This is a genomic window from Eubacterium sp. Marseille-QA0814 (assembly GCF_965119675.1).
In the GTDB taxonomy this organism is placed as follows: Bacteria; Bacillota; Clostridia; order Lachnospirales; family Lachnospiraceae; genus Eubacterium_G.
This window is the reverse complement of sequence record NZ_CBCPMG010000001.1, coordinates 2168787-2186193: the sequence shown is the minus strand read 5'-3', so window position 1 is coordinate 2186193 and position 17407 is coordinate 2168787. Positions and strand designations below refer to the sequence as shown.

Here is a 17407-nt window from a genome sequence, read left to right as displayed (position 1 = left end):
ATACTTAGCATTTACACAACAAGTTTGTATATATTTTGTTTTCTATAAATAACAAAATACAATTATTTATGTTTAAAATTATCTTTTGTATATTTTTTATTTTCTTTTTCACCTTCCATAAATGCCTTCACCTCTACTTCCAGCATTTCTTTAGCATCCTCTGCCCTGTCAACAGAGTTTTTATACGCATCCATTTCCATTCTCATTCGATTAAATTTTCTTATAACCTCATCCACACTGTCACCATTTAATTTTTTCAACAATCTGCTCTCTAAACTCCTTGCCTTTTTCTCCTGCTTTTCCAACTGTACAATTTCATCCTTTAACTTTTTCTTTCCTCCAAATATCCTGTGTTCTTTTCGGTCCATTTGGTATTTTGCCTCTCTTATTGCCATATGCACTCTGTTTAATACTCTATGATTTTCCAATAATTCATCTACCTTTTTTGCATATTGCTTGTACTCCTTAACCGGTTGTGGTGGCTTTGGTGCAATTGCTCCTCTAAATATCTTAATCAGTCCCTTTAAACAATCACACGCCATTCCAACAGCCTTTTCAAAAACTCCGGCAAATATTCCTACACCTGCACTTTCCCTTGATGACTTGTTTTTCCTTAATCCACCAACTGTCTTTGTTTCCGTCTTTCCAAATTTATTTACATTCTTAAGTATCTTTTCCTCTTTAATGGTTCTGATGTGTTTTCTTGGAACCTGATAAAACAGTGCTTCATCAACTGTACTGTTCCACCTCATTCTCACCTGATTGTTTCTTCTTATCTGCTCTGCTTTTGGATTATTCTTTCCAATCTTTTTTGTTGGCAGATAAATATCTTTATTGTTAAACACCTGCAGTTTGTCCTTATCATTTAAGAATGAATTAATGTGCTCAGTGTACAGTGTTTTCACACCCTTTAGAAATGACCTTGCCTTAAACTCCACTTTCTTTTTTGAAAATCTGTTGTACTCATAAACCTGACCTTTTCTTATGATGTTACAGCCTTTTCTCACATTCCCACTATCATCCAGTATCTCCTTTTTGGTCCTTACATGCTTTCCTGTTTCGTCATAAAACATGTTTCTTGTGGCAATTTTCTTTATGTCGTTTTTTAATTCCTCTCTTTCCGAAAATATCAAATGAATGTGTAAGTTTGTTTTTGTCTTGTTGTGATGCATTGCTGCAATGCAGTTTACTCCGTAAGTTCTTCTAAACAGCTCAGTAAAATCTTTCAATACTTTCTGTTTGTCCGTGTTGCAGAATGGTTCAGGCAATGCAATAATCAGTTCTCTTGATTCGATACACTTTCCGGCACTTCCGCTTTTCTTAAATTCCAATCTATTACACCTTGCAAGTTCATGCCAAAATGTATCGTCTGTTGTATTGTAAACTGCGTACAGATTTTCCTGCCTTTTGGGATTTGTAATGTAATCTATGCGCCCCTTTAAATTGCCTAACTTGCTTATCTGAATAAATGAATTTCTTGCCATATGTTTGTTCCTCCTATTCTTTAAATCTTTATGTTTAAGTAAAATAAAAAGCCCCCTGCAAGGGCGAAATGCAAACCCTTAAGAGCATAAAATCGTAAGATTTTGTGCGATGGGTGTATTTCGCTCTCAATCGCCGAGGGCTAATCCTCTTTTCTTTTTCCTTTAGTTTTTCCGTTGCTACCGCATATATTATTTCCGACTTGTCTGCTCTACCACCTGCAAGTGCCACTTGCAGGTCATTAACATTAAGCAGAAATTTACCAACGGAAATCCTCCGGGATTTTCTTTCTGTCAAGATAATCTTTTCTTGCATTTTCTCTTTCCTCTACCGATTCGGCAGTCTTGCTTTCTGTATAAATGTTTCTCAAAATCATCTTATCCATCTTATCTTTAAGACCTGCCTTAATCAGTTCCGTTTCGTCCTCACGACCATATATAAAATACTGATAAATCATCCTAAATAAGTCCTCATCTATTTTTATCTGTTTAACCTTTTCAACCATACAAATCTCCTTCCGTAAATTGAAAATGTAAATCGGCTTTAAAAAACTTTATTTTTTAATTTTATTTAGCCAATTTACAATTTACGATTTACAAATTTCAAAACATCCCATAAATAAAGGGATTGAAGCCATCTAGATGTAAATTGGCTCTTTTTTTTACGTCATTTCCAATTTACAACTCCATCATTCTGATTTACAAACCAGCCAATTTACATAACAAATTTACATTTTTAAAAGTAAATGACATGATGTCACTTACTTTTTCCTGTCATTTTATTAGATTCAGTTTTAAGATTTTCCAATGTTTCCTGCTTAAAAGGAATGTCCTCATCCCTCTCTATTTTCTCAAAACCCTTTGACTCTTTTCTCTTCCATGCAAGTTGGGTTCCATATCCTTCCTTAATGAATCTGTGACTTTTCACCTCTTCCCACTGCTCTGCGAATTTAAGCCTCATGATACTCGTAATCTCTCTGGATTCGTACTGTTTTGGCTTGCAGTTTTCATGGTGCAGCGCTCTCTCATAAATCATCTGAACGCACACAAACTCCTCATCCGTCATTTCAAGAAACATTTCAATGATGCCCACAAGAGTATCCTGTGGCATACATTCCTTCTGAAATTCAATAAGTTTCTTTTCCAAATCCTTATTAAATACAAGCTTTGTGTCAATGCCCTTTTTATACATGCTCATAATTTCAGCCCAACACTGCTCTATATATGCCCTTGTTTCTTCCTCATTCTCTAGTGGATGATGCAACGCTTTTTCCTTATTTACCATTACCGGTACAAATCTTCTGTTACCTGTACGGTCAAACGGCAGGAAGTCAGCATTATTGGAAGAACCCACAAATATGCACTGTCTTGGTCTGTCCTCAGGATGGGTTTCATAAGGTACCTTGTAAGTTTCACTCTGACGACTTAAAAATGACTTAATGTCCTCAACGCTTCTTGCGTTACAGGTTGCAAGCATTTCCGCCATTTCAATAATCCAATGTCCCTGAATCTTACGAAACACGTTGTCATCATCAAGTTTTCTTAAATCATCCGAAAACCACTCATTTTCCATTGCAAGAAGTCTTAAGAAACTTGACTTTCCTGCACCCTGCCCGCCTACCAGGCAAACCATGTATTCAAACTTGCACCCGGGATTGTAAACCCTGTGCACCGCTCCCATCATCATTATTCTTGTTGCTTCAAATATGTAATCACTTTCATCTGTTCCAAGGTATCTCGGTAACAGATATCTAAGCCTTGATTTTCCGTCCCACTCCAGACTTTCCAGCCTGTCTATAATAGGATGATAATGGTTATTGTTGCCTACAATGTCAATTGCACGCTTAATGTTTTTATCTCTTGTAATACCGTAGAACTTCTCCATTCTAAGCATTATGTTGTTAAAATCCGTGTCGGTAAAAGTCTTTGAACGTCTTCTCCAGTCCATCTTCTTAACAATGTCTGTCTTACAGGAAAGTTCATTACGCCTTATTGCATCCTTTAACATTGGGTCATTATTTAAAACCTCAATTACATTTTCAATGGTTTGTCTCGGACTTCCATCAGGACGTTTTTTTAGACTATCTCTTATAGCCTCGATTTCTTTATTGTCTGTGTCCTCCACATTGGAGGATATATTTATTGCTGTGTTATTCATTTTTCCTCCGTTATTTAAAAATTTTGTTGTTATTGGAGGTAACCCCTGCTATAATTTAATTGGTGATAAAAGTAGCGGGGACAACCTCCTTGTTACCTTGTAAGTCTTAAGCTTATTGCTTAGGGCTTTTTTCTTTCTTCAAATCCATCTAATATATCCAACATTGTTCTAATTGGGACAAATACCTCTTCATCAATTTTTCCACCAGCCTCAATCCTCTTTAACTGTGCTATTATTTCTTGGAGATATTTTCTGAAACTAAGCATCATTAGCGGATTTCCCACAGTTCTTATTTTGGTATAAAGTAATGATTGAACAATAAATTCCTGCTTTGTCTGAAATCCACTTAGTTTTGCCCTCATATTTATTTCTTCGTTTTCTTCTGGTGACACCCTAAAGGCAACTGTTACATTTCTCCATCTGCCTTTTGCATCATTATTCTTCGCACTCATCTAATAAAGCCTCTCTTTCTGCATCCATAGTTTTTGCCATATCTGTTTGTACAGTTGGAAATAGATGTGCATATTTATAAGTGATGTCTACAGCCTCGTGACCTAGTCTGTCGGCTATGGCAAGTGCTGTATAGCCTTTGTTAATCAAATATGATACATGGGAATGTCTTAAATCATGTATTCTTATTCTTTTAACTCCTGCAGCTTTTGAGCCTCTTATCATTTCATGGCGAAAATAGCTTTTTGAATTTTGAAATATTCTGTCATTTTCTTTGATGCCATATATACTTGCCAAATATTCCTTAATTTCTTCTGCCAAAAATTCAGGAATTACTATATCCCTTATGCTTTTAGGTGTCTTTGGGTCCGTTACAATATCTTTACCTTTAACTTTTTTATATGACTTTGTTATTTTCAAAACATTGTTTTCAAAATCAAAATCTTTCGGTGTTAAGGCAAGAAGTTCACCAATTCTAAGCCCACACCAATAAAGTATTTCAAATCCATAAAATGATTGTGGTTTATCTGTTACCTGTTCAATAAATTTCTGGTATTCCTTTTGCGTCCAGAAATCAACATTTCTATCTCTTGCACTGCCCATGTTCCCAGCCTTGCTTGCGACATTCCATTTAAGCCCATAATATCTGACTGCATGGTTAAGCATTGCACTTAGCTGATTATGAATTGTTCCAAGATATGATTTTGAAAAACTCTTACCATTTTGAGTTGTTAAGCTCTGAATTTCTCTTTGCCACTCAAAAATGTCCGTTACCTTTAATTCATTTATTTTTCTCTTGCCAAGATAAGGAAGAATTTTTGTTAAAATTATGTACTCCTTTTCTTCCCAAGTGTTTGGTCTTACCTTATGACTTACATCTCTTTTATATAATTCAAAGAAATCTTCAATGGTCATATCCAGGTCCTGGTGGTCTTGCAGTTTGAAATGTCTTTCCCAATCGAGAGCTTCAGATTTTGTTCTGAAGCCTCTTTTGGTTTTCTGTTTTCGCTCACCTTTATAATTTTTGTAATAACACCTAACTTCCCATTTATCTGTTTTGGGATTCTTAAAAACCATTTATTTCACCTCCTATTTAGTCTTAATTCCATAGATTCGTTCTTCAAAATACTGTCTGCTAAGTCTCTCCTGAACAGTTACAAACCCCTGCTCTTTAAGTTCATTATTAAGTTTTCTAATAATCTTATAAGCCATAGCCTCTGAAACTCCCATTTCCTTTGCTACATCGCTTGCTCTAACAAAAAGTGTATCTGCCATAATATCACCTCCTACCTATTTAAATTTCATTACTTTGCACAGTACATTTATGAACTGTGTTATACTCATTTTATCAGTTCACTTTTGTACTGTCAAGTAAAATATTTCACTTCTGAACTGTTTCGTATTCTTTATATTTCACAAATGAACTGTTTATGATATAATAAAATCAGTTATAAAATGATATGGAAGGATATGTTTTATGGAAAAAAATAAAAGAGAATTTTCTTTAAATGCTAAAAATCTTGCCTCAGCAAATTTAGGACAAAAGATTAGATTTTACAGACAAATTGCCGGCATGACACAAAAAGAATTGGGAACTGCCTGTGATGTAAATGAATCAACTATAAGAAATTATGAACTTGGAAATCGCTATCCGGATTCAGACACTATATTTGAGATTTCAAATGCTTTGGAGATTTCTCCATATGTGCTTGCAACTCCTGATCCTATTTCAGCTGCAAGTTCTCTACAATACTTATTCAGTATGGAAAAAACTTTGGATTTGACTCCAACAACTATAGATGGAAAAGTTTATTTAGAGGTATCTTCTGACATAGACGTAAACGATGCTACTATTGCTCCTCTTTCAAATCTTAAAAGAATGTTTAACCATTGGGCAACAATGTATGAGAAATTTATCAATGAAGAAATTGACGAGGAAACCTACCTATTATGGCAGGCAAAGTATTTAAGCTTTGGAAACGATTCAGCTGACTTCTTATTGGATGCAGAAAACGAAACAGCTATTGAAGTAGACAAGAATATCTCTGATGCAAAGAAGAGATTTAGGAAAGCTAATTTGAAGGATTAAATTTATATGTTTATTTAAGAGAGATGATAAAATGGAAAAAAATATCAACGAATATATCAATAAATTTATTGATAGTTACCATAACGATAAAAACGGAAGATATAGATCATATGATCACTGTAGAGAAAGTTTCTTAAAATATAAAAATGATGAAACCATGTACAATTATATAACATTAAATTTATATGCCTACCTAGCTAGTTGGGGTATGCTACGAAATTCTTTTTTAATGCAAAAAGATTATTTATTTAGTAAGCCTGTTGTCAAAATACTTTGTAAGGATAAATATTCAAATTTAATAAGTTTTAATCCTTTTAAAGAGAATATTATCACAGATCTTGAAACTATAATGAGTTTAAGAGATGAAATAAAAGAGTACTATATGGGTCAAACTTATATAGAAGATGGTACTAACAAAACAAAAACAATTTCCAATGTAACAGATACATTAATTACTAAAATCATATTAGGAACTCTTGGATGCGTTCCAGCATATGACCAATATTTTGTAAAAGCGCTACGTCGGAACAAAATAAATGGGGTTTTCAATTTAAATAGTATGAAGCAAATAATTCAATACGCCAAAGACAACAAAGAGGAAATCGAAAAAGCTTGTAATAAACTTGGTAATTTGTACACCCCTATGAAAATTATAGATATGTATTTCTGGGAAGTTGGAATTGAAAAATAGAATATTGGTATTTCAGTCATAACCAACCCTGCGGTGTCACTGCAGGGTCTTTTTATTTTATAAAGGAAAAATATGTAATTTTATCAGTTCATAAATGTACGCTTTTGAACGTTTTTTATAAAAAATAGCAAAAAATATTGTCATTTTATTGTCACTCTAAAAAAGAAAAAACCTACAAACCCTTTATTTATGGGGTTTGTAGGCATATAGAATTTATTTTTGCATTATTCAAACTCGGCTTGCACCGAGTTAAGCTTAAACATATTTGTTTAGGTTTCGTGTGCTTTTATCTGTTAATTTACCTATATTATATTATTTGTATTATCCTTCTGATTTCGTGTTGCCATAGTGTTGCCACGGAAGTATTATAACATAAGTCAGATTTTATTTCATTAAGTTATTTTAACGCCTATAAAAAATACGTTTCAAATTTAATGAACTATCATTCTTCATAATGACATTTTATACACAATACTTTATTTTTTAGTGCTAGTGCATAAAATAATCTAATTGCAAATCAATAATTTTCATTACACTATATATTATAATGTATATAGTACAATATATGACTATTTACGTCATATAAAAATACACTGTAATTATCATTATTTGACCCTGCTCTCAGGCTATAATAGTCTCCTTCATTTATATTATCTGTTTCAAAGTCATACTTATTGCTATCCTCCATACTTTCATAAGGGAACTTATCAAAATAACTCTTTATATCATCTATATTTTCTTTTGTTACAATAGAATAATAACTGTTCTCCTCAAATTTTTTATCCTCGCTTTCCTTATAGAAATATTTGCAATAATCTATATAATCTTGAAATCCATCACTGTAATATTCTTCACAGTTACTATACCCTTCAATAATCTCATTACTTTTGGAACTGCATGCACTCAGTAATATCATACACAATATAATACATAATATATTTCTCCTCATACATATCTCCTCTCTATCGCACCTTCACTTGTTGCTTGGTAGTATAAATAGTAATGAAAGTATTATTTCACACTATTCTTATACAATATTAAATCTTGAACTATGCACATCGTTATATTTTATGTTTACTTTATATGGTTTCAATTCTCCACACTTTTGCAAATAATAACCTACATTGTTTGCAATACCAGCAAAACTAGACCAACTTCTTACTTCTGTAAAATCATAAACGTCACTCACATTAATTTCTGTTTTCCATATATTACCTTTCTGCTTTACCGCATGAACAACTACTTTCACATGTTGTAATGAATAATATAAATCTCTATCACCAGTAAATTCATATGAGTTCTTTACAATATAAACATTTGTATATCCTTTTTTTTGTAACAACTTCAAACAATTAGACACATATTTTGTAAATGCAAATGATTTTTTCATTTTCTTAATAGCAATTTTCTTTGTTTTATCTGATAATCCTTTTCCTCTACCATATAACGCATGCTTAAACATCGCCTTTGCTAAATTGTAACCTTTATAAGTTAAAAATGTACTTGCTGCTAACCATACCGCCCCTTTTAAAATTTTTAATGGCATCTTAGGATTAACTACAATCAATCTTCCATCTTTATCAATACATGTACAAGGATTATTTGCACAATATACATATATATTAGCATAAAATATATTTCCATTATTTAGTTCTTCTAAACTAGTGTCATCTGCATTTAAAAATCTTCCTATCTCTGAATCATAGTATCTGTTTTGTAGATAATAAAATTTGCTCTCATCATCCTGATAATAGCTACGATAAGTGATATGATTTAATGCATACGGTGTCTCATAGCCCTCATAGCACATCTTGCTTGTCACATTTCCCCATGCATCATAAGCATACTTTGCAATTTCTGCCCCTCTAGAATCAAGTAAACCAATGACATCTCCTTGGAGATTCTTTTCATAATATATTCTTATTTTCTTCAAATTATTATCCATACTGGATATTTCAGAATACTCAAAGCCTGCCACTTGATTATTTGCATCAAAGAAATACCACACATCATACTTCTTTCCTGTTACTTTATAAGTAACAATTTCTCTTATCAGCCTATTCTCATCCCATTCATAATCTGTTGATATTTTTTCTGTTTCCTTATGAGTTCTGAAACCGTCCTTATTATATGTATATATTACTTCCGAATTATCATCTAGCGTAATTTTTTCTAACTGTCTTCCATTTTCCCATTGGAATTGCATTCCATTCCAATAAGTGATAGGATTTCCAACCTCATCGTACGTAATACTATTTCCATCATAAGATGTCAGTTGATCAGGCCATTGTACATTCTCATATTCTGAGTACCTCACACTTCCTTGTTTAGATGTCTTACTTCCACTTTCATCAAGTAGATATGTCCAATCTGCCTGAATATTTCCCGTCGTATTATAAATATACTCATGGCATTGATTTATCATATAATCCTTCTGTTCTGTCAGTCTTCCATGAGCATCGTAGCTATACTCATACAACTTATTTCCACTCTCTTTAATACTTATAATGTTCCCGGATAAATCATAATTATATTCATATGACTTGTCTTCTTTATATATATCCACATTAAACGTGGTTTTTGTATTCGATACTTCTTTTGCATCAATTTTTAAGATGTTCTTTTTATAAAGTTTTGAATACAAGCTTGTTGAAGCACTTTTTTCATCATCCATTGTTTCTGTAATATATTTATCCCCATTAAATAATGTATTAGATATAATTGACTTACCCTCATCTGATGCATCCATCTTGTAAACAGATGTATATGTTGCGTTACTATTTTTTAAATTTTTATATGTATAAGCTGTGCTTATTGTTGATACACTTCCATCCGCATTCTCTGATGTTGATACTTCTTTTACAAACCCATCATTCCGTGTAATCTTTGTTGTCTTATCATTATAACTGTAATTATATGTAATCTCTCTTGAAGCATCAGTACTATCCGTCATTTTAAGTACTTTTCCCTCATTATTATACTCTACAACGTAACTTACATCATTACTTCCATTATAATAAATTTCATCTTTTGCAGCCACGGATATTATATCCTCTTTTTTCCTTTTATAGGTTGTAGTTTTTGTTTTGATACATTGCCCATTTCCATAAGTAGTGTTGTTTTCTTTTACATCTATAATGTCACCATCTTGAATGTCTGATGTATTTCCATCTTCCCCAGCATTATTCATTATTATACTTTTCCCATATTTTATCAGGCTGTTATTCCCTACTTTCAGTTCTGTCATTTCACCATCTTCATAGGTCATTGTATACTTTGTGGACTGATCACAGATGAATATTACATTTCCATCCATATCAAAAGTATAAGTAATACAGATAGTTTTCGTACCTTTTGGATCAAAATTTTCATCATACGACTCAATAATTGCTGTATTGTTTCCTTTTTCATCATAGAAATATTTCATTATTTTATTTAATGATGTGTCTCCATAATCAATTGTTTTCTGTCTAATATTTCCACGATATATATTTGTAATATATGTAGTTGTTGCTCCACCTTCTGTCTCGGAAAATTCTTTGTCATATAACCCCTTATGAACCTGTGCTGTAGCTGCTTCTGTCTGTTTTGTATGTCCTGCGGTTTTCCTCAGACTAATATCACCTTTATCACTTGTACCGTCAAAATCTGAATCCTTTAACCACGGATCTGTTCCTTTCTGATACTCTGTAATGTCACTCCATCCATCTCCATCACTGTCTTTATTCTCTTCATTTGCTACTGTTGGGTCTGTTCCTAAAGTAAATACCTCATATCCATCTGGAAATCCGTCATCATCGCTATCTAAATCATATATTTTATTATACTCTGTACTATCACTTGTTTCCGTATTCCATAAAGTTTTAAAATCCCAAATTTCATAACCATCTTCTAACCCATCGCTATCTGTGTCTATCGTTGTTTGCTCATAACTAACTGTGTTTTCTTGTCCGTCTTCGTTAATTTCCTCCATTTTTCTTAAGGTTACAATGTTTGAAACCTTTACCGTACCGTCTGAATATAATATAGCTGCTCTAATGTCTATGCATTCATCCACGTTGGATGCATTTATTTCTGCCTTTTCTGAAATGTCTGTTCCCTTATACTTTGCGCTAAATTTTAATGCATTATCTTTTCTTGTAAATATCTTGTATCCTGTTACCGATACCCCTTCCTTAAGTTTATTATCATCTTCTATGGAAGTAATAATGCTGTTACTCTGTTTATCATATTTAGCACTTATGTTTATGGAAGCATCATATGGTTCAAAATCTCTGTATGTTAAATAGATTGACATGTGTCTTGATTCACTGTTCTTTCCATTTTCGTCCTGTATGTAATGTGCTTCAGGGCCATAAAACAATGCTGCTCCGCCTTTTTTTGCCGTAAACACCAGTCCGTTGTTTTCTATCTGTTCATCGGCTATATCCTGCACCCATTTCGTTATGTCAAGGCAATGTCTTGTGCCCTCAACTCCCGTAAACTTTTCTTCAAGAAGTACTTCTTCAGAAGCCCCCGGTTTATTGTTCCACGTGATTGTATCAGGATTCCATGAGTCCTTTGCCGTACGAAGCTCCAGTGTTCCCACCTTATACGGCGCACGGTAACTGCTTTCATACAGATTTAATGATGCAGATTCAATGTATTTTCCCCTTATGTTCAGTCCACTGCCCACCAACGCACTTCCTGTTAACAGATTTGAAGTATCCAAATATACATGTTCCTCTGAATTGTATGGATAACTTGATATCATGTTGTTCATGGCACCCAGATAATGATTATGCATGTTCACATTTTGCTGAAAATCAACAGACCAAACTGATGCAGTAGTTAGGTAGTCAAACATCCATACCATTGTAGGATCGATTGTAACCGGATACTTTGTGGCTTCGTTTTCAAAATAATCATTACTTACAATTACTTTTAATGCTTCATTTTCACCATCTTTTTCTAATTTGTATTCTACACTTTTGTAATCTTCTTTTCCGTCTGCATCAACTAAGAATGGGGCTTCTATTGTTCCTATGATTTTATTGGTATTTTTGTCATACACCAACAGACCTTTATCATTTTCCTGTTTTTTCAAATAGAGATTCTTTGTTTCAATTTTATATTCAAATATATTTGTTTCAGGCTTTTCATTTAGTACAATATTCTCTTTCACGCCACAGTTGTTTACGGAATATTGATATTCCATGTTTTTTGATTCCGATATATATTTTAATTCATTTGATTCCTCATTTTTTATGCATTCAAACTCATTATTTTCATTTGATTGAGATGTATTTTTATCATCTCTGTTTATGTCATCATTTTCTTCTTCGATAACAGGTGTCATCTTTAAAATGTACTTCCCATGGCTTAACATTATGCCGTCTTCAATGTCATCTGAAAAATATGCCTTGTTATCACTGGATTTGTTTACATATTTGTATGAAGATTTGTCACCCGACCCGTAGGTACTTATAGACTTTTTCCCGTTTTTTCCAATGTCAACAATTTCATTTTCATAATCTTTCAATTGTCCGTCTTTTTCATATCTGATGTTTGATAAGAATAATTCTGTTTTCTTAGATCCGTCAGACAACAGATACGTGTTTGAATTTTCTGTTCGCTCATCTGTCAGTTCCTTGACTACTGTTACTTTGTTATCAGCTGCTTTTTGTGAATTCTTGCCATCATCAACGGAATTGGCTAACGCATTAATTCCCGAACCTGTTCCAATTATCGCTATTGTTAATGCAAGCGACACCATTTTTTTGCTTATGTTTCTTATTCTCATACTACCTCTGTTACTCCTTCCTAAATAATTAGCAGTAAATTTCCGTACAGTAAGAATAATCTTCCTGCATTAATTATCCTTACCCATCCTTCTCTTCCATCATAACATGTTTTTCCAATATGCACACTAACAAAAATCTTTTGTAACATTTTTTATTTTGATTTTACTATTGTTTGTATTTACTCCACTGTATTTCACTTGTTTTATCTCTGTCTGTGTCTTGTTTTTTCATTGTCTTTGCCCATTTCAATTACCTTATTGTAATCCTCCCTCCTCAGGAAATTCTTAAAATATCCAAGTTTTTTCCTATCGTCATACAGTCCGTCAATCTCTTTTTCCTGCTCATCAATGCTTTCTCTTAGCCTGCTATTTTGTTTCCTTAGCATTTCATTTACTTCAAGCTGTTCATTATATTTTTCTGTCAGTTCCTTAAGTTGTGCAAAACATCCCTTTGCAAATTTAACCACATTTTTAAATGCATCATACATTTTATCTATAAATGGAATTACAATCTTTTCCCGATAATTCTTGGCAGACATGATTCCCTTTGGATTGTCCGGTCCTTTTCTAACCATGGTTTCAAGTTTTTTCACATTTTTTCCTAAGTCAGCCACATTTTCAACTATTTTTAATTCCTCATACATGTCTGCTAATTCTTTTTCAGCTGCTATCTGCTTAATCATCGTTTCCTTAAGTTCCTGTTTGGATTCAGCATTTTCCCTGGCTAACTGATTTGCTTTTTTTGTTTCTGCCAGAGTTTTATATTCTGCAACTTTTAAATCATTATTTCTTCCTTTTTCCTTTCTTTTCAGGAACTCTCCAATCCATGTGAATGACCTGTCCTCTGCATATTCTCTTATTCTGCCCTGCAGTACTTTTTCAAGAAATTCCTTTGTGCATACTTTTCTCTTTGACACTTGCCTTGACATTCCCTTTTTAAATCCGTCAGCTACGGGAACTGCCACCACGTGCATGTGTGGGCTTGCCTCATCATAATGTATCACAGCATTTGCCACAACAAGATTTGGTGCTTCCTTCTGTAACATATCAAGCATTTCCTTAAATGCCACATCCATCTTTCTTCGCTTGTTGGGATTCTTATCCCAGAACTCCTTGTCTCCTATCTGAAAAATAAGTTCCACTGCCATGTCTTTGTTTGACTTTGCAGTCTTTTCAAAGTAATCATCAATCTTTCTGTCATCCCTTGTCTGCTTTTTGTTATATTCCCTGACTGCTTCGTCAAACTGTTCCTTATATACTTTTTTTACATCCTGCACTAATTTATCCGTACCCCATAAAATTACAATGTTCTCCTTATCATATTCCAAGGAGCGGTACTTTCGTAAATTGTGCTTTGCAACACCTGAGAGTTTCGCCTTGCTGTTAATGGCACTGTTTTTCTGACTCAGGTGTGCTGAATATGATAATCCTGCCATAATCTCACTCCTTTTTTTCTTTTATTGTTTTGATACGTGCGGTGACACCTGCACGTTGTTAGTCTTTAGTAGTCTGCCCGAGGCTGTTGAAAACGGGTAGTTCTTATCAATTTGGCTCTGCCATAATTGATAACCCCCTAGCAGTTCTGTCATAGACACAACTGCGGGGGCTCTGCCGAGGGCTTATATAGCTGCTATCAATGCTTTACTCATAACCTGTCAAATGGCATTTAGTGGTTGCTGTAATTGTAATGGCAGCTATATTATGTTTAACCTCGGGACTCCGGGTCCCGCGGTTCTTAGTGACATGATGTCACTAACTTTTAACTGTAACCAATCCTTTTTGGTTCTCCCTGATTATTCTTTAACCTGCAAGTGTCACTTGCAGGTATTGATATTATCAACAGGAACTCTATTTATGTTGCAAGCTGTTACTACCATCTAAAGTCCCGGTGCATTCCAACGGCTTCAAGATATTTCTGTCTGTACTCTTCCCTCTCTTCTTTTGTAGGTGCCATTTTACTTTTTGTGTAATCCTCGTGCCTTGACATCTTGCTTAGTTTTTCTTCCAACTCAGAAATTATAAGATTATTAATTTCTTCATTATTTTTCATGTCTAATACATGATACTTAATCAAAGCCATCATTAATTCATTGCTTATCATTCTGTTTTTGCTCATTTTTAAACCTCACTGTTTTGTAATCAATCTTGTTCCGTGACGATGCGTGACGGTTGTGACGATGATTTACGTGCCATAAAACATCGTCACCATCGACACCATCGTCACGCTTTACTCTTTTTCATATTCCAATGTTATGATTCTGCCATCGTGACAACGCTTATTGTCATATCTGATGCCATAATCCTCATACAGCCTTCCTGCCTTAATGTTCAACTGTCTGGTCAGCTGATTCGGAACTAAATTAATCTCCGATATCTTATCCATCAGTTCACTTGCTGTTCCCTGAAAACATCCTGCTTCCATTAGATATGTATTAACAGCAGAAAGTACTTTGTCTTCCGGTTCTTTCCACAGCTCTGTTTCAGCCTTTTCAAATTTCCACAAACACAACTCAGGTTCAAACTTAAGATAAAGTTTCTGGTCCTGTTGGTCTCTTCCTGTTATGTCAACGGTAGCCTTTAGGTCAGTTCTTTTTTCCTTCTGCATGATGAAAGCTCCGTCAGCTGCACCAAGCAGTCCGTTTGTTCCCGATATCATTTCAAAGGCATCTGATGAATCCATCTTTCTTGTGTGATGAACCACTAGAATGCAAATGTTATGTTCATCAGCAAAGTGCTTTAGCTTTGTAATGATGTCATAATCGTTTGCGTAACTGAATTTATCTACACTTATTTCCTTGATTTTCTGCAGTGTGTCAATTATTACAAGTCTTGTATCCGCATGAGCCACAAGAAACTCTTTAAGCTGTTCTTCCAGACCTTCATTGAGATTTTTGGAACGTGTTGCAAAGTAAAAATGCTCTGCCACATCAATTCCAAACATTCTTGAAAGTCTCTGTTGAAGTCTTGCATAATCATCTTCCAGTGCCAGATACAGCACTGTTCCCTGATTGGTCTTATGCCCCCAAAGGTCAATTCCTGCACTTACACAGAAACCTATTTCAGCCATTAAGAACGACTTTCCAACCTTTGGTGCACCGACAAACAGATACACTCCGTTGTAAATCAGATCCTCAACCAAGGGCTTCTTAATCGGATATACCGTGTCATAAAGTTCTTCCATTGATACTGTTTCCAGATTTTCACCCACCGGGGTACCGGTGGATTGCAAATTGCGGACACAATTATTATCTGTTATACTGTTACTGTGTTTGGTAACACTTGGTGACTGCCCGTTATCTGCGCCAACAGATACGTTAAGGGCGGCCACTGTTGTTTTATTATTCATTATTCTTATCCTCCTTCATTCCGTTCATGGTAACACCGATTAGTTCAATTACCTCTAACAAAACATCATCAACCTCACCTGCACTTGTAATTCTTTTTAACTCCTCATACACGTCATTAAGTCTGTTTTTTAAGGCAATGAAAACCTTTGGATTTCCATTTACCACAATTTTCTTTTCACACAGCCTGCGGATAATGTATTCCTGCTTTGTCAGTCCTGACAGGGCAACCTTGTCATCAATGATTCTTGCCTCTTCCTCAGAAACCCTGAAGGCTACTATCTTATTTCTCCAACGACCGTGACTGTCCAATGATTTTTCCATTATTCCTAACTCCTTTCCTCTTCAAGTTTTCTTGCCATTTCATCCTGCTTGTTTGGATATATGTGGGCATATTTGTAAGTAATGCTGATTGCTTCATGCCCTACCCTTTCAGCTATGTCAAGTGCTGAAAATCCTCTGTCCATAAGCAGTGAAATGTGTGAATGTCTAAGGGCGTGTATGTTGATTCTCTTAATTCCTGCCTTCTTGGAACCTCTTGTTATTTCGTGTCCAAGATACCCTTTTGACTTAAAGAAAAGTCTCTGGTCAGGCTTCAGGTCATAAAAGCATTTCATGTAATCCTTAATCTCATCTGCCAGAAACTGTGGAATCTTCACCACCCTGTTACTCTTTTTTGTCTTTGGAGAAGTAATGATTTCACGCCCCTTTACCTTCTGATAATTCTTGTTGATTCTCATTGTGTTATTATCAAAATCAAAGTCTGCCGGAGTAAGTGCCAGTAGTTCTCCTTCCCTGACACCTGTCCAGTACAATACTTCAAATGCATAAAACGATAATGGCTTGTCCATGACTGCTTCCGAAAACTTAAGGTATTCTTCCTTTGTCCAGATTTCCACTTCCTTTTCAACGTCATTTTTCATTGTTCCAACTATTGCCGCAGGATTTGTGGATAGCCCATAATATCTTTTTGCAAAATTAAATATTGCGCTAAGCTGTGCGTGAATTGTTCTTAAGTAACCTGATGAATAAGGCTCTCCCTTTTCATCCCTGTAATTAAGCAGTTCATTCTGCCACTCCATTACATCCTTTGGTTTAATCTCATCCATTCTTCTGTCCTTAAAGTAAGGAAGGATTTTATCTCTTACCACGTATGATTTTGTCTCAAAGGTGGTTTCCTTTACCCTTGCCTTCTTGTCTCTTTCGTAGATTTCATAAAAACTTCCAAATGTCATGTTCAATTGTCCGTTTTCGGCTTTCTTCTTATTTTCAAGCCAAAACTCCGCTTCTCTTTTTGTGTTGAAGCCTCTTTTCTGTGTCTGTCTTCTTTTTCCGGTAAAATCAGTATAGCGATAAACAGCTCTCCACTTTTTCTTGTTATTTGCCATGTAAGAATAAACGCTCATGTTCAT

General features: G+C 34.4%; 15 protein-coding genes. 2 read left to right on the top strand and 13 right to left on the bottom strand.

Annotated features, from left to right (window positions below; genetic code table 11):
• Positions 1 to 62 precede the first annotated feature (62 nt).
• The 6 genes from ACQY63_RS10125 to ACQY63_RS10100 all read right to left on the bottom strand — a co-directional run bounded on the left by ACQY63_RS10125 (position 63) and on the right by ACQY63_RS10100 (position 5364).
• Positions 63 to 1484 (bottom strand): MobA/MobL family protein, encoded by a 1422-nt coding sequence (locus tag ACQY63_RS10125; protein ID WP_302630538.1) that lies wholly within the window; start codon positions 1482 to 1484, stop codon positions 63 to 65.
• 257 nt (positions 1485 to 1741) lie between these two features.
• Positions 1742 to 1987, bottom strand: coding sequence for a complexin-2 (locus tag ACQY63_RS10120; protein WP_117908223.1), 246 nt, complete (start codon positions 1985 to 1987; stop codon positions 1742 to 1744).
• Positions 1988 to 2238: 251 nt separating this feature from the next.
• The gene (locus tag ACQY63_RS10115) at positions 2239 to 3639 is read right to left on the bottom strand and encodes a VapE domain-containing protein (RefSeq protein ID WP_428245150.1); all 1401 of its coding nucleotides are present in this window, start codon (positions 3637 to 3639) and stop codon (positions 2239 to 2241) included.
• A 119-nt stretch (positions 3640 to 3758) separates the two neighbouring features.
• A complete protein-coding gene (locus ACQY63_RS10110; protein ID WP_302630535.1) occupies positions 3759 to 4091 on the bottom strand; it encodes a plasmid mobilization protein in 333 nt (110 codons plus the stop codon).
• On the bottom strand, positions 4075 to 5166 hold the full coding sequence (locus ACQY63_RS10105) for a site-specific integrase (protein WP_302630534.1): 1092 nt from the start codon (positions 5164 to 5166) through the stop codon (positions 4075 to 4077). The genes ACQY63_RS10110 and ACQY63_RS10105 overlap by 17 nt, the downstream gene beginning before the upstream one ends.
• A gap of 12 nt (positions 5167 to 5178) precedes the next feature.
• Positions 5179 to 5364, bottom strand: coding sequence for a DNA-binding protein (locus ACQY63_RS10100; RefSeq protein ID WP_428245149.1), 186 nt, complete (start codon positions 5362 to 5364; stop codon positions 5179 to 5181).
• Positions 5365 to 5566: 202 nt separating this feature from the next.
• On the opposite strand from ACQY63_RS10100, the gene ACQY63_RS10095 reads away from it, so the two are divergent.
• On the top strand, positions 5567 to 6178 hold the full coding sequence (locus ACQY63_RS10095) for a helix-turn-helix domain-containing protein (RefSeq protein WP_302630533.1): 612 nt from the start codon (positions 5567 to 5569) through the stop codon (positions 6176 to 6178).
• 31 nt (positions 6179 to 6209) lie between these two features.
• Positions 6210 to 6869: a hypothetical protein gene (locus tag ACQY63_RS10090; RefSeq protein ID WP_302630532.1), complete on the top strand. Its 660-nt coding sequence runs from the start codon at positions 6210 to 6212 to the stop codon at positions 6867 to 6869.
• A gap of 535 nt (positions 6870 to 7404) precedes the next feature.
• On the opposite strand, the gene ACQY63_RS10085 is transcribed toward ACQY63_RS10090, so the two are convergent.
• The 7 genes from ACQY63_RS10085 to ACQY63_RS10055 form a co-directional block, all read right to left on the bottom strand.
• The gene (locus tag ACQY63_RS10085; protein ID WP_040447230.1) at positions 7405 to 7818 is read right to left on the bottom strand and encodes a hypothetical protein; all 414 of its coding nucleotides are present in this window, start codon (positions 7816 to 7818) and stop codon (positions 7405 to 7407) included.
• 78 nt (positions 7819 to 7896) lie between these two features.
• Positions 7897 to 12651, bottom strand: a complete 4755-nt coding sequence (locus ACQY63_RS10080; RefSeq protein ID WP_428245148.1) for an RHS repeat-associated core domain-containing protein — start codon at positions 12649 to 12651, stop codon at positions 7897 to 7899.
• 203 nt (positions 12652 to 12854) lie between these two features.
• Positions 12855 to 14087 carry a plasmid recombination protein gene (locus tag ACQY63_RS10075; RefSeq protein ID WP_428245147.1) on the bottom strand — a complete coding sequence of 411 codons (1233 nt, stop codon included), beginning with the start codon at positions 14085 to 14087 and terminating at the stop codon, positions 12855 to 12857.
• Between the two features lie 434 nt (positions 14088 to 14521).
• A complete protein-coding gene (locus ACQY63_RS10070) occupies positions 14522 to 14767 on the bottom strand; it encodes a complexin-2 (protein ID WP_299119360.1) in 246 nt (81 codons plus the stop codon).
• A 111-nt stretch (positions 14768 to 14878) separates the two neighbouring features.
• Positions 14879 to 15997, bottom strand: coding sequence for an AAA family ATPase (locus tag ACQY63_RS10065; protein WP_299119363.1), 1119 nt, complete (start codon positions 15995 to 15997; stop codon positions 14879 to 14881).
• Positions 15990 to 16319 (bottom strand): plasmid mobilization protein, encoded by a 330-nt coding sequence (locus tag ACQY63_RS10060; RefSeq protein ID WP_299119366.1) that lies wholly within the window; start codon positions 16317 to 16319, stop codon positions 15990 to 15992. Before ACQY63_RS10060 ends, ACQY63_RS10065 begins: the two co-directional genes overlap by 8 nt.
• Positions 16320 to 16324: 5 nt before the next feature.
• Entirely contained in the window at positions 16325 to 17401 is a 1077-nt protein-coding gene (locus ACQY63_RS10055; RefSeq protein ID WP_428245146.1) for a tyrosine-type recombinase/integrase, read from the bottom strand.
• Positions 17402 to 17407 lie beyond the last annotated feature (6 nt).